Here is a 14,501-nt window from a genome sequence, read left to right as displayed (position 1 = left end):
CAATTTCATAGGGGATATTATGTCTATAATAAAGATGACTGATTTGGATGTGGCGGGTAAACGTGTGCTGATCCGCCAGGATCTAAACGTACCTATTAAAGACGGCAAAGTGACTTCTGATGCGCGCATCAAAGCATCTTTGCCAACGATTAAACAAGCCCTTGAGGCTGGCGCCAAGGTTATGGTGATGTCGCATTTAGGACGGCCCACTGAGGGGCAGTTCGAAGCAGAATTTTCGTTGCAGCCGGTGGTAGATTATTTAGCTGAAGTCCTGGATTGCAAGGTCCGCTTGGAGCGCGACTATTTGCAAGGAGTGAATGTGGCAGCCGGTGAACTGGTTATTCTGGAGAACGTACGTTTCAATCCAGGGGAAAAAAGCGATGACGAAACTCTGGCCAAACAATACGCCGCCCTGTGTGATGTTTATGTGATGGACGCTTTTGGTACGGCTCACCGTGCTCAGGCGTCCACTCACGGAGTGGGAAAATTTGCACCTGTGGCGTGCGCAGGCCCGTTACTGGCCGGTGAACTGGCCGCGTTAGGTAAAGCCCTGGACAATCCCGCCCGACCCTTGTTAGCAATTGTAGGAGGCTCAAAGGTATCGACTAAATTAACCGTACTTGAGTCACTGTCTGCTAAGGTGGATCAACTAATAGTGGGCGGCGGCATAGCCAATACTTTTATTGCGGCCATGGGCCACAATGTGGGCAAGTCTTTGTATGAAGTAGACTTGATCCCCGAAGCTAAACGTTTACTCGCTGCAGCTAAGGCCAACGGCTCAGAAATCCCTGTGCCCACTGATGTGGTTACTGCCACGGAGTTTGCTGAACAGGCTACGGCCTCGTTAAAACCCGTTGAACAGGTAACTGATGGCGATATGATTTTCGATATTGGTCCCGTGACCGCCGCCAAATTGGCCGAGCAAATTAAACAAGCCGGCACCATAGTATGGAATGGCCCGGTAGGCGTGTTTGAATTCGACCAGTTCGGCCAAGGCACAAAAACCTTAGCTTTGGCAATCGCCCAAAGTGATGCGTTTTCTATCGCTGGAGGCGGTGATACGCTGGCAGCAGTAGACAAATATGGTATTGCAGATAAGATATCTTACATCTCCACCGGTGGTGGGGCCTTTTTAGAGTTTTTAGAAGGTAAAGAATTACCCGCAGTTGCCATGTTAGAAGCACGGTCAGCTGAGTAATAAGCGCTGAAATTATTAATTAGAAAAGCTTAAGCTTTCAAATCCCTTTGTAACCTACAAGCCGTTATGCCCATCGGCTTACAACACAATTAAGGAGTGTTGCACATGGCGTCACAAGTTCAATTAGATATGTTAGAAAAAATAAAAACTCAGGAAGGTTTTATTGCGGCCCTTGATCAAAGCGGCGGCAGCACACCTAAGGCCCTTGGTTTATACGGCGTTGACGAGTCACAGTATGGTAATGATGAACAGATGTTTGCTCAGGTACACCAGATGCGTAAGCGTATTGTGACTAGCCAGGCGTTTAATGGAGAGCGTGTATTGGGCGCTATTTTGTTCGAAAATACTCTAGACAGAGAAATAGCGGGTAAAACCTCTGCTCATTATCTGTGGCAAGAAAAAAATGTGGTGCCCTTTCTCAAAGTCGACAAAGGCCTGGTAGACGAAGCCAATGGTGTGCAACTGATGAAACCCATTGACGAACTTGATAAATTGTTGGCTAAAGCCAATGCCCAAGATGTATTTGGCACAAAAATGCGTTCAGTGGTAAAGCTAGCGAATGAGCAAGGGATTAACGAGTTGGTTGCCCAGCAGTTTGCTGTGGGCAAACAAATCTTGGCTGCAGGTCTGGTGCCTATTATTGAACCTGAAGTGGATATCCACAGTCCTGAAAAAGCCCAAGCAGAGGCGTTGTTAAAAGCTGCAATTATAGCTGAGTTGGACAACCTGCCAAGTGAACAACGGGTAATGTTGAAACTGACCTTGCCGGAAGCGGCCAATTTCTACAAAGAATTGGTGGCCCATCCCCGGGTTTTGAAAGTGGTCGCACTTTCAGGTGGTTACAGCCGTGAAGAAGCCAATCATCGTTTGAGTGAGAATAACGGCGTTATTGCCAGCTTTTCTCGAGCATTAACCGAGGGGATTAATGCCCAGCAAAGCGACGAGCAGTTCAATACTGTTCTCGATAGCGCCATAGAAGCTATTTATCAGGCTTCTAAACGTTGAGCGTGACGCACTAAGTTAGTTGCAGAAAACCGGGTCACTTCAAAAACCCGGTTTTTTGTTTTTAACCCTAGTGTTTAGTGAGGCGATAAATTATTCTAGATACTTGATTCTCAAGGATAGCTATTCTCGATATGTCTACATCCCTGCCGCTTCCCCTGTATAAAAAGCTGACCGTCACCTTTCGTGTTGAACCGGGTTGTCTTGGGCCGGATGGTGCGCAACACATCGGCGCTTTTTGTAAGTTTGCCAAAAAAGAAGTGGCAAATCTGGACAGTGATTTTGTGCGTTGGGTTATCGTACCGCGCTTTGATAAATCCATGGCTGAAACAGAATATAAAACCAACAACAAACACCTGGACTATGTTAAGGCCGAAAAATACTTAAGTGTGTTTGGCAAAGATCTCGAACAATTTGAAGAACATTTACAAGATAAACTCGCGCTGCTGATCGATCAATACCTGGGTAGATAAAATCTTGCCTTAGGATACCGGCAGATTACGGGCGCAACCAGCCCTTATCAACGGCCAGTTCTACCTGTTGACATACGTAATCCCATAACTTGGGGGCCAAGACTTGCAAATAATTATTGCGTGCCAAAACCTGCTGTTTTTGCACACCATGTTGCAGCCAACTCCCCCCGTTATTACTCATATTTTGCAACACAGGTAATACTCTATCCATCGCTTTGGCAAATCGTGCATCTGCACTTTGTGCTTGCTCAAATTCCAGCCATAACGCTTTGGTGGTTGCAAATTGCGCAGCGGGCAATAGACCAAATATACGCTGGGCAGCATGCAGTTCTTTTAATTCCTGGTCGGCCAGTTCTTTATCATTGGCAAAGGCGAACAAATCACCGGCGTCGATTTCAACTATATCGTGGATCAGCAACATACTGGTTACCCGCTGGATATCTATAGCTTCGCTGGCATATTGTTGCATGATCTGGGCTAACAGAGATATATGCCAGCTATGTTCTGCGCTATTTTCCTGACGGTTACCATCCGCCATTACCATAGTCTTTCGTTGCACAGCTTTAAGTTTGTCCAGCTCCAGGATGAAGGCTATTTGTTGGTGTAATTCAGGCATTGATGCTCCTAGGGATCAAAAATAGACAGTTAGTGGCTAAATCTGACGCCATTTATTTTAATTTTTGGGGAGGGGGAGAACAAAAAAACTGGCTCAGACTACAGCCAGTTTAAACATATTTATCAGTCGTTTAAAGCATCTCCGGGTAGTGTTCCACCGGGTGACGTTCCACCGGGTGACGATTCTCCGCGTTCGGCAATTTTTTGCAGATTTTCATGAATTTTGAACAACACTATCATCAACTCACACCAGATCCTGGCAGCTATCGCACCGCCAATAATAATACCCAGACCAGAAAATAGATTACCGAAAAAACCGCCATATCCGGAAAAAATGGCACCAATACCTGAGACCACCGTAGCAAATAACATCAGCCAGTAAACAAAAGTAATGATTTTCGGGGTTAACATTGAATCGAAAAAGAAAACGTCTTTCATAAGTTCTTCCTTATTGAATTTAATCAAGCAAACATAGATATAGAACATCCAAGGCAGTATTACATGTTCATATGCTAACTATATGTGCTTTAAGGAGAAAGTTATAGTGTTTAACCTTTCATTGGCAATAGGTAAGGTCTTTACTGGTATTTCAGGTTCAGGTCTAAAGCTTTGATATAGTTGGCTTCACTTTCCAGATCCGCACTAAAAATCGGCTTAACCGCTAACCAATCAGGCGGGAAGGCCAATTGCAGGGTGTTGCCTTTAACCTCGATATCTATCTGCGGCAATATATCATCTTGACGTTTGATATTAAGTAACACGGCCAAACGTAGAATGGCGATTAGTTTGTAGACCACTTCATTTGAGTGCAAGGCAAATTCGGGAATATCATGGATACGGATTTTTTTGCGATGAAAACGCACCAAGGTCGCGACCAGATTCTGCTGCTCTTGGTTAAAACCAGGTAAGTCAATGTGTTGCAATATATAGCCCGAATGACGTTGCACACCTTGGGTATTAATTTGCAGTCCAACCTCATGCAGCAGCGCTGCCCAGCCGAGCATCGCTTTGGACTCCTTGTCAGCAATCTTCCAGTCATGTTTAATACTGTGATAGAGGGTCAAGGTCGTGGCATGCACGCGTGTGGCGTGTTCGATGTCCACATCATAACGGGTCGCCAGGCTTTCTGCGCTGCGCTGACGAATATCCTGGTGAGCCAGTTGTTCCTCTTCCATTTCATATAACACGCCTTCCCGTAAGGCCGCTGAGGAAAATTCCATTTCTTCTATTTGTAAACTTTTAAATATGGCGGTTAATACCGCCAAACCTGCCGCAAAAACCGGTTTACGATCGTCACTCAGAGCAGGTAATTGCAATTTGTCCAGGGAGCCTGCCTCGCAGCATAACTTTATCAGTTTGTTCAGTTCGCCCAAGGTCACGCAGTTTTCCTTGGCTTTGTTGTTAATCTGTTGTGCCAACTCGATTATGCTGCGTATGGTGCCGGAAGTGCCGATGCAGATTTTCCAGCCTAGGAGCATATATTTTTTATCGATCATTTCCAGCTCTTGCTGGGCCGCGGTGATGGCTCTATCAAATGATTTTGATTTTAATTCGCCGTTTTTAAAAAAACGCTTTGTATAACTGACACAACCCATTTGCAGGCTGCGCAGTATTTTAGCATTGAAACCTTCGCCGATAATAAACTCAGTGGAGCCTCCGCCTATATCGATCACCAGACGTTGACCATTGTCATGACTGGTATGTGCCACGCCGAGGTAAATTAAACGTGCTTCTTCAGCGCCGCTAATCACTTCAATGGGGTAGGGTAATAGTTTGCTTGCCGCGCGTATAAAGGTCTTGGCATTTCTGGCTTTACGCAGGGTATAAGTGGCCACAATACGCACGTTTTGTGGCGCGAAACCTTGCAGGCTTTCCGCGACAGCGGTCAGGGCATCCAGCCCTCTTTGTTGGGCCTCGTCACTCAAGCTGTAGTCGGCGCCCAATCCTTCGGCGAGTCTCACTTTTTGTTTAACCCTATGCACTATTTGCACTGAACCGGCTACCACCCTGGCAACAACTAAATGAAAACTATTTGAGCCTATGTCTAATGCTGCGATTTTGCTGGTGTCACGCACTTCCACACTATCAAATGGAGCATTAATCTTCTGCATTGGGGCGGTTTTCCCGTTCCTTTATATACTCGTAAGTTTCGATTTGTGAGCGCAACTTTTTACGATTACCACGACGCACATATTTATTGGTTTGATCCTGGTCGATGATACGGGCTTTAAGGGTATCTTGAAATTGTATTTGCAAAATATCGACTATTTGGGCGATCAGTGACTTGTCATATATGGGACAACCGACTTCAATGCGAAAATCCATATTGCGAGTCATCCAATCGGCGGATGAAATAAATACCCGTTTATCGCCAGCATTCTCAAACATCAATACCCGGGGATGTTCCAGAAACCGGTCAACGATACTGATCACCGAGATGTTTTCACTCAAGCCTTTGACACCAGGCACCAGGGAGCACATGCCACGAATAATAGCGCGGATTTTCACCCCGGCCTGGCTAGCTTTGTACAAGTCGTCTATTAACAATTTATCGTCTAAATTATTTAATTTCAGGGTGATACCTGCCGGTAGCCCTTCCTTGACATTCTGAATTTCCTGCCTGATCAACAGTTGCAGTTTGGTGCGGGCATTAATGGGTGAGATTTGCAGGTGATGAAATTTCTGTCGGCGGTAAGGTTGTTGGATAAAGGTAAATACACTGTCCGCTTCCATGGCCAGTTCCTGATTACGGGTGAATAGGCTGAAATCGGTGTAAATACGCGCAGTTTTTTCGTTAAAGTTACCTGTGCCGAAGTGGGCGTAGTGCACCAGCTCACCTTTTTCTTCACGGCTGACCAGACATAACTTGCTATGGATTTTCAAGGCGTGCATGCCAAACACCACCTTGATACCGGCATCTGTCATGGTTTTCGCCCAGCCTATATTGGCTTCTTCGTCAAACCTGGCTCTGAGCTCTACCACTACGGTGACCTTTTTACCGTTATCCACCGCATCAATGAGAGAATCGATGATCCGGGAATTTTTAGCTACTCGATAAATATTTAACTTGATTTGTTTCACATTGGGATCAAAGGCCGCCTGGCGCACAAACTCGGTGACATGCAAAAATCTGTGATAAGGGTAATAAAGTAAGATGTCTTTTTCAGTTATGGCATCAAATACGGTGTTATAACGTGAAAAATCACTGGCGGTGATGGCGGGTAACTTAGGGTTTTCCAGATAGTCACGGCCCACATTAGGAAAACCGATAAAATCTTTAAAGTTACGATATGTGCCCCCGGCAATCAGGCTGTCATAGGAGGATATTTTCAAGCGTTTTTTCAGGTTGCGGACCATTTCACTGGGCATTTGCTCGTCATATACTACTCGCACCGGTTCAGCAATCAGGCGTTGTTTCATGCTTTCTGACATTTTTTCGACGTAACTTTCTTCAATTTCGTCGTTAATGGAATATTCCGAATCCCGGGTCATTTTAAAGGAAAAGGCTTCACCGGTATCGAAATCCACGAACCCCTTAAAAATGCTCTCCAGGTTTAGGCGAATGATGTCATCCAGCAATATGATGTACTTTTTCTTGCGGCTCTTCTCAGGGGGGATGACCACAAATCGTGATAGCGCCCTGGTAGGTACCTCGATGGTGGCATATTGTGTGGCCTTATCTGTTTTGTTTATCGCCACATATAAGTAGGTGGCTGAATCATTGAGGCGTGACACCAGATTGACTTTACTGTGCAACAAGATAGGCGCGATATGGCGTAGCACTTTATTTTTAAAGTAGTTTTTAAGCCAAGTCGACTGGTATTCATTAAGGTCTTCCTCGCCAATTAAAAAAATGTTGTATCGAGCCAGACGATGCACTATGTCCGTGCGGACCCGCTCAAAATCTTCAGTCATACCCAGTACCTTGTCCTGGATTTGCTCCATCAATAGTTTGGTTTGCTCAGCCTTTTCTGTGTCCCCTTCATCCAGATGAATGTATATCTTGCGTTTAACATCAGCGACCCGCACTCGGTAAAATTCATCCATATTACTGGAGAAAATACCTAAAAAACGGATGCGTTCCATTATGGGGTTTTTACGATCTGCGGCTTCTTGTAAAACCCGTTGGTTAAAGGCTAACCAACTGATTTCACGAGAGTAGTATAAATTGGGTTGGGGGGTCATAGGATCCTGTTTTCATCTGGGATGCAAAAATGCGGCGTTATCTTGTCAACAACCTGTGACAAATTTATGACAAGGCTGTTGACTGAAAGAATAAAGCATTACTCCTTTATGGCGATATCCACGACCAGATCGTCGCCTAACTCCTCCAATGCAAAACGCAGCTCATCCAGTTGGAAAGTTTCGTCTACTGCAATTAACGCCTTGGCCTTAAATAGCTGGCCCCCCCAGTTTGGTGCGCTGAGACAACTTGAATCAAAGGTGATGATGTTGAGATTGAAGCGACTCAATATCGCTGTGAGTTCTTGCACTATTCCGGGTCGGTCATTGCCCATAATATCAATCTGAGCAGTTTTATCAGTGACGGCACTGTCATCGTTGCCTGCCAGCAGTTTTATACTCAGATCAGGATGTTGGGAAAAACGTTGAATGAGCTCACTGTGACGTTCTTCGGGTAAACGTATTTCCACAAAACCGGCAAAGTGGCCAGCCATATGGGAAAAATTGCTGCCTAGCCAGTTGCCACCTAAATCGAACACGGATTGTGCTAAGGACTCAATTAAGCCCCGTTTGTCTTTGCCAACTAAAGTAAAAATCATAGGTTTCATAATATTTCATTCCAGATAATTGCCAGGCCGCTATAGGCTCTTATAGCATAGTGTAATACTTTACACCCTGGGGTGCATTTTCTGTTAATAATCAGGTGTTAGGCCATAGTATTTAATAAACTAGGCTGATCTTTTTGGGTTACAAAGTTTGCCTCTGTATTTAAGTACTGTAACCCTTGAGCAGCTATTGCAAGTATATAGTGCATGTAAAAAGCGGTGGTTGGTCATTTTACTGGTATATTTCTTCAGGTATGATGCGCCGCACAAATAGTAAGAATGGTATTCCTCAACCAACGAGATAATTACATATGTCTTCAAATTCATTTTTAGGGGTGTTCGCTAAATCTCCTCTTAAGCCACTCGAGCAACATATCAAAGTGGTGCATAAATGTAGCCAGGGATTGTTACCTTTTTTTACCGCAGTCTTTGCCTCTGATTGGCCCAATGCCGCTCAATGCCAACATGAAATTTCAACTCTGGAAAAGGAAGCTGACGAACTTAAGCGCGAATTACGCATTAATTTGCCCGCCGGTATCTTTATGCCTATCCAACGCCAGGATGTGCTGGACCTGTTAACCCAACAAGACAAAATTGCCAATAAAGCTAAGGATATTTCCGGGCGCATTTTAGGCCGCGAGTTAAATATACCGCTGCCTATGCAAGAAAGCTTTATGCAATACCTTAAACGTTGCCTGGATGCGACCAAACAAGCCAAGAAGGTCATTTACGAACTTGATGATTTATTGGAAACGGGGTTCAGAGGGCGCGAACTGCGCTTGGTAGAAGATATGATCAGCGAACTGGATCTTATTGAAGACGATACAGACAGCTTACAAATCCACCTACGTAAAGATCTATTGGCCTTGGAAAAAGATCTTAATCCTGTCGATGTTATGTTCCTTTATAACATCATTGAATGGGTCGGCGAGTTGGCTGACATTTCTGAGCGGGTCGGTTCCAGACTCGAACTTATGCTAGCCAAATAAGAGATATTTAGCATGGATATTATTCAAACTTACGGTTTTATGTTAATCGTACTCGCTGCTGGGGTTGGATTTTTAATGGCCTGGGGCATTGGTGCCAACGATGTTGCTAATGCTATGGGCACGTCTGTCGGCTCTAAAGCATTAACCATCAAACAAGCCATTTTTATTGCCATGGTCTTCGAGTTTGCCGGTGCCTATTTGGCCGGTGGCGAAGTCACGTCCACTATACGTAAGGGCATTATAGATAGTGCCTATTTTGTCGATTCACCGGAGCTGTTGGTGTTTGGCATGATTTCGGCCTTGTTTGCCGCAGGGATCTGGCTGGCATTTGCATCCTATTTAGGTTGGCCTGTATCGACCACCCATTCAATAGTCGGGGCTATAGTAGGCTTCGCGGCCGTGGGGGTCAGTACTGATGCTGTTTCTTGGGGGAAAGTGGGCGGCATAGTGGGTAGTTGGATTATAACTCCGGCTATATCCGGTTTCATCGCCTATCTGATTTTCCAAAGTGCCCAAAAACTGATTTTTGATACGGATAAACCTTTTGAGAACGCTAAACGTTATGTACCTTATTATATGGCGATGGCGGGTTTTGTTATGGCGCTGGTAACCATCAAAAAAGGTTTGAGCCATGTGGGTTTAGAACTCCCCGATGCACAGGGGTATTACATTGCCATAGGGATCGCCATAGTGGTGGGTATACTGGGACGTGTGGCGATTAATCGTCTTAAGTTTGATCCCAAAGCTGACAAACATATGCATTACGCCAACGTGGAAAAAGTATTTGCGGTTTTGATGGTGGTGACGGCCTGTTGTATGGCCTTTGCTCACGGCTCCAACGATGTGGCAAATGCCATTGGCCCGTTAGCCGCAGTAGTCAGTATTGTTAGCAGCGGTGGCGAAATAGCCAAAAAAGCCGCCCTCACTTGGTGGATATTACCCCTTGGTGGTTTGGGTATAGTGGCTGGTCTGGCATTATTTGGCCACAGGGTAATTAAAACCATTGGTAATGGCATTACTCATTTGACGCCCAGTCGTGGTTTTGCCGCAGAACTGGCAGCAGCCTGTACAGTGGTTATAGCGTCGGGCACGGGTTTACCTATATCAACCACCCAAACACTGGTCGGTGCCGTATTAGGGGTAGGCATGGCCCGGGGAATTGCGGCCATCAACATGAACGTGGTACGTAACATAGTCGTGTCCTGGGTAATAACATTGCCTGCAGGCGCGGGCTTGTCGATTATCTTTTTCTTTATACTCAAAGCCATATTTGTTGTTTAGATCGTCGATTATTATGATCCGTTACCAAGCCGATGCTTAAACCCCATCGGCTTTTTTGTATGTTTGTCGGCAACGGCAATCGCCCACTTTGTGGCCTTCCTGGGGGCAGGTGAAATTTTCAATTTGGTAAAATTAGTTTATATCACTTCACCACTTAATTTAAATTTTGCGCTGTAACATAAGCGTCATAAAGCTGTCATATACTGGCCGCGATTTTAATTACTACCATCTGGAAGTTAATATGAAAAAGCCATTAATCCTCGCTGCCGTAGCACTTTCATCTACGTTTACAATCAATGCTGCACACGCCGCTCGCGACTACATAAACGTTGTAGGTTCATCTACTGTTTATCCTTTCTCAACAGTAGTAGCTGAACGTTTTGGTAAATCTACCCAGTTTAAAACCCCTAAAGTTGAATCAACCGGTTCAGGTGGGGGGTTGAAATTATTCTGTCAAGGTGTAGGGGTTCAAACGCCGGACATTACAAATTCTTCGCGCAGAATAAAAGCATCTGAAGTGGCCCTTTGTGCAAAAAATAGTGTCACTGACATAGTCGAAGTCCTCATTGGTTACGACGGTATAGTTTTAGGTAAATCAAATGAGACCGCACAGCTAGAGCTAACTCGCCAAGATCTCTTCCTTGCCCTGGCAAAAGAAGTGCCGAATCCAGATGGCACTCAAACCATGATCAGCAACCCTTATACAAACTGGAACGAGGTTAATTCTGCATTACCTAACCGTAAAATTGAAGTATTGGGACCCCCGCCAACTTCTGGTACACGGGATGCATTTTCTGAACTGGTTTTAGAAGGTGGTTGTAAAAAAACGGATTGGATTGCCGCCCTTAAAAAGCAGTCTAGTGCAGCTGAAAAGGCCGGAAATAGCCAATTAGCATCTGAGCTTAAAAACCAATATAAAACCATTTGCCATACAGTACGTGAAGATGGAGTGTTTATAGAAGCGGGGGAAAATGACAACCTAATTGTGCAAAAGCTGGATGCTAACCATAACGCTTTGGGTATCTTTGGGTTCAGTTTTCTGGACCAAAACGCGGATAAGATCCAAGGCGCTATTATTGACGGTTTTGCCCCGACTTTTGAGTCCATTGCCGATGGTTCTTACCCGGTATCTCGCCCGCTTTATTTCTACGTCAAAAAGGCACACATAGGGGTTATCCCGGGGATAGCTGAGTACCTTGCGGAATTTACTAGCGAGAAAGCCTTTGGTGAAGAAGGTTATTTAACCGAGAAAGGCATGATCCCCCTTGATGAAAAAATGCGTGCCACTGTCAAAACTGATGTGAAAACGTTGAAAAATTTGATCCTATAAGCATAAGTTCGCATATGACTGGTAGCTAGTTTAGTATGCGTTTAATAGGTTAGCCTGGTTAATCCATTTGGTATTAACCAGGCTAATTTTTTGGTGAATAGCGTTATATTTGAGGGTTTATGGATACTTCCAAGCTGATATTGATTGCCATGTTGTTGATAGTGGCAACCTATTATATGGGAAAAAATCGCGCCGTAGCGGTGGCCGGTGGTCAAGCCGGGATACGTAATCTTAACTCTCTACCGTTTTATTATGGTGTTATCACCGCGTTGTGGTGTGGACTGCCGTGCATATTGTTGCTGGGGGTTTGGAGCATTTTTGATGATTATTTTATTCAACAAATTGTTATCCAGGAATTTCCCGCTGATATTCGCCAATTATCCAAATCCGATTTAGGTTTGTTATTAAACACCGTCAGTAATCTAGCCACCGGTAGTTTCGTTGAACCCAATCTTGAGCCCTATATTGTAGCGGCAGCACAACGTTTAAAAGGTTTGCAGTCTGTCAGTCAAATGGCACTCAATGTGGTATTTGGCTGCGTTGCTATAACGTTGATGTTGATTACCTGGTTACGGATCAATGCAAAGTTGCGAGCCCGGGTTGAGGTTGAAAAAGCCTTCAAATGGTTCCTGTTACTTTGTGCCAGTCTGGCGATATTCACGACCGCCGGAATTATCCTATCGGTTTTGTTCGAGTCTATTAAATTCTTTAAGTCCGTGCCCATCAGCGAATTTTTGTTTGGTCTGGAATGGAGTCCGCAAACTGCTATTCGTGCTGACCAGGTAGGTGGCTCCGGGGCCTTTGGTGCGGTACCTTTGTTTGCAGGCACCATGTTGATCTCCTTGATTGCAATGCTTATTGCTGTGCCGGCGGGTTTGATGTCAGCTATTTATCTATCTGAATACGCCACGCCCACTGTACGTACTATAGTCAAACCCATGTTAGAAGTATTGGCCGGCGTGCCCACCGTAGTATATGGCTTTTTCGCCGCCCTGACGGTTGCGCCCTTTATTCGTGAATCCGGCACGGTTTTTGGATTAAGTGTGTCTTCTGAAAGCGCGTTGGCCGCAGGATTGGTCATGGGCGTGATGATTATTCCTTTTATTTCGTCTTTGTCAGATGATGTGATTAATGCTGTTCCTCAATCTTTACGTGACGGCGCCTATGGGCTCGGAGCCACCAAGTCGGAAACCATTAAACAGGTGATCATTCCTGCGGCCCTGCCGGGGATTGTTGGGGGGGTGTTGCTTGCAGTGTCAAGGGCAATAGGGGAGACCATGATAGTCGTGATGGCAGCTGGCTTAGCCGCACATTTAACCGCCAATCCCCTGGAGTCGGTGACCACCATAACCGTGCAAATCGTTACCTTGCTAGTGGGCGATCAGGAGTTTGATAGTCCCAAAACGCTTTCGGCCTTTGCTTTGGGCTTGATGTTATTTGTGATCACTTTGGCATTTAACTATGTCGCGCTGCATGTTGTTAGAAAATATCGAGAGCAGTATGAGTAGAGAAAGCGAGACACTTATGCATAAATCTAAAGACAATAAACCAAACACCATTGACTTGGTTAACAAAAACCTCAAAAAACGCTACCGGGCAGAAAAGCGTTTTCGTGCCTATGGCATAGCAGCCATTTTATTTGGTTTAGCCTGTTTGGTGGTGTTATTTACCGATATCATCGGTAAGGGGCACACGGCGTTTTTACAGACCTATATATACCTTGACGTGAGCTTGGATGCACAGCAACTGGAGATCACCGATAACACAGATCTCAAGCAGTTGGCCGTGGCCGATTATCAGGGCGCGGTTAAAACTGCGTTACGCACAAAATTTCCCGACGCGCAGGGACGTCAAGATAAACGGGACTTATATACCTTAATCAGTAATGGAGCTGGATTCACCCTGCGTTCAATGCTCGAAGAGCAGCCTGGTTTGTTGGATCAGAAAATAGGCGTATGGTTGTTAGCAGACGATGATATTGATACCTATTTGAAAAGCCGCAACGATGATGATTCGGAAACCTTTACGGCGCGAATGAATCCCAAGAAGATTGCCTGGGTAGAAACCTTGATCGCTGATGATCACATTGAATTGCAGTTTAACCGCACCTTCTTTACCAGTGGCGATTCCCGAGAGCCAGAACAAGCGGGTATCGCAGGGGCAATGGCCGGTTCCCTGTTTACCTTATTGGTGACTATTGCCTTATCATTCCCCATAGGGGTCGCGGCTGCGGTGTATTTGGAAGAGTATGCGCCCACCAACCGTATTACTGATTTTATCGAAGTGAATATCAATAACTTGGCCGCCGTGCCTTCGATTATATTTGGCTTATTGGGTCTGGCCATTTTTATTGGTTTTTTTGGCATGCATCGTTCTATTCCTTTGGTAGGGGGCTTAGTGTTAACCCTGATGACATTGCCCACTATAATCATTTCCAGTCGCGCAGCGATTAAATCGGTACCGCCGTCCATAAAAGACGCGGCCTTAGGTTTGGGGGCGTCGAAGATGCAAGTGGTTATACATCACGTTTTGCCTTTGGCAATGCCAGGCATGTTAACGGGGGCTATTATTGGTTTTGCTCAAGCCTTGGGGGAAACTGCTCCCTTGCTGATGATAGGCATGGTGGCTTTTATAGTGGATATACCCGGTGGTGTTTCAGACCCGGCTACCGCATTGCCCGTGCAGATATTTTTATGGTCTGATAGCCCGGAAAGGGCCTTTGTGGAGCGCACATCGGCCGCTATTATGGTGTTATTAGCCTTTCTTATTACAATGAACACATTAGCTATTTGGTTGCGTAAACGCTTAGAGCGACGTTGGTAAAAT

At 45.3% G+C, this 14,501-nt stretch carries 13 protein-coding genes; 8 read left to right on the top strand and 5 right to left on the bottom strand.

All coding sequences use genetic code 11. From position 1 onward, the window contains the following. The first annotated feature begins 19 nt into the window (after positions 1-19). The 3 genes from AC3RV5_RS17420 (at position 20) to AC3RV5_RS17410 (ending at position 2,673) form a co-directional block, all read left to right on the top strand. On the top strand, positions 20-1,198 hold the full coding sequence (locus AC3RV5_RS17420; RefSeq protein ID WP_489728854.1) for a phosphoglycerate kinase: 1,179 nt from the start codon (positions 20-22) through the stop codon (positions 1,196-1,198). Positions 1,199-1,303: 105 nt separating this feature from the next. Next, positions 1,304-2,203: a fructose bisphosphate aldolase gene (locus AC3RV5_RS17415; protein ID WP_489728853.1), complete on the top strand. Its 900-nt coding sequence runs from the start codon at positions 1,304-1,306 to the stop codon at positions 2,201-2,203. Between the two features lie 131 nt (positions 2,204-2,334). Further along, a complete protein-coding gene (locus tag AC3RV5_RS17410; RefSeq protein ID WP_489728852.1) occupies positions 2,335-2,673 on the top strand; it encodes a hypothetical protein in 339 nt (112 codons plus the stop codon). Between the two features lie 25 nt (positions 2,674-2,698). Here the strand turns inward: AC3RV5_RS17410 and AC3RV5_RS17405 are convergent, their stop codons facing one another. The 5 genes from AC3RV5_RS17405 to AC3RV5_RS17385 form a co-directional block, all read right to left on the bottom strand. After that, a complete protein-coding gene (locus AC3RV5_RS17405) occupies positions 2,699-3,289 on the bottom strand; it encodes an HD domain-containing protein (protein ID WP_489728851.1) in 591 nt (196 codons plus the stop codon). 122 nt (positions 3,290-3,411) lie between these two features. Continuing rightward, a complete protein-coding gene (locus AC3RV5_RS17400; protein ID WP_489728850.1) occupies positions 3,412-3,726 on the bottom strand; it encodes a DUF4282 domain-containing protein in 315 nt (104 codons plus the stop codon). A gap of 140 nt (positions 3,727-3,866) precedes the next feature. Continuing rightward, entirely contained in the window at positions 3,867-5,399 is a 1,533-nt protein-coding gene (ppx, locus tag AC3RV5_RS17395; protein ID WP_489728849.1) for an exopolyphosphatase, read from the bottom strand. Next, entirely contained in the window at positions 5,386-7,473 is a 2,088-nt protein-coding gene (gene ppk1 / locus AC3RV5_RS17390; protein WP_489728848.1) for a polyphosphate kinase 1, read from the bottom strand. Before ppk1 ends, ppx begins: the two co-directional genes overlap by 14 nt. 98 nt (positions 7,474-7,571) lie before the next feature. Continuing rightward, a complete protein-coding gene (locus AC3RV5_RS17385; RefSeq protein WP_489728847.1) occupies positions 7,572-8,078 on the bottom strand; it encodes a glycine cleavage system transcriptional repressor in 507 nt (168 codons plus the stop codon). Positions 8,079-8,386: 308 nt separating this feature from the next. Here AC3RV5_RS17385 and AC3RV5_RS17380 point away from each other — a divergent pair, with 308 nt between their 5' ends. The 5 genes from AC3RV5_RS17380 (at position 8,387) to pstA (ending at position 14,498) form a co-directional block, all read left to right on the top strand. Further along, positions 8,387-9,064, top strand: coding sequence for a TIGR00153 family protein (locus tag AC3RV5_RS17380; RefSeq protein ID WP_489728846.1), 678 nt, complete (start codon positions 8,387-8,389; stop codon positions 9,062-9,064). 12 nt (positions 9,065-9,076) lie between these two features. Further along, entirely contained in the window at positions 9,077-10,345 is a 1,269-nt protein-coding gene (locus AC3RV5_RS17375; RefSeq protein ID WP_489728845.1) for an inorganic phosphate transporter, read from the top strand. A gap of 241 nt (positions 10,346-10,586) precedes the next feature. Next, positions 10,587-11,675, top strand: coding sequence for a PstS family phosphate ABC transporter substrate-binding protein (locus AC3RV5_RS17370; protein WP_489728844.1), 1,089 nt, complete (start codon positions 10,587-10,589; stop codon positions 11,673-11,675). A gap of 119 nt (positions 11,676-11,794) precedes the next feature. Then, the gene (pstC, locus tag AC3RV5_RS17365; protein WP_489728843.1) at positions 11,795-13,183 is read left to right on the top strand and encodes a phosphate ABC transporter permease subunit PstC; all 1,389 of its coding nucleotides are present in this window, start codon (positions 11,795-11,797) and stop codon (positions 13,181-13,183) included. Continuing rightward, entirely contained in the window at positions 13,176-14,498 is a 1,323-nt protein-coding gene (gene pstA / locus AC3RV5_RS17360) for a phosphate ABC transporter permease PstA (protein WP_489728842.1), read from the top strand. Before pstC ends, pstA begins: the two co-directional genes overlap by 8 nt. Positions 14,499-14,501: the final 3 nt, after the last annotated feature.

It is taken from the genome of Paraglaciecola sp. IT1134, from assembly GCF_058068185.1.
Note: the sequence above shows the minus strand (reverse complement) of the source record. Positions and strands in the feature narration are given on the sequence as shown.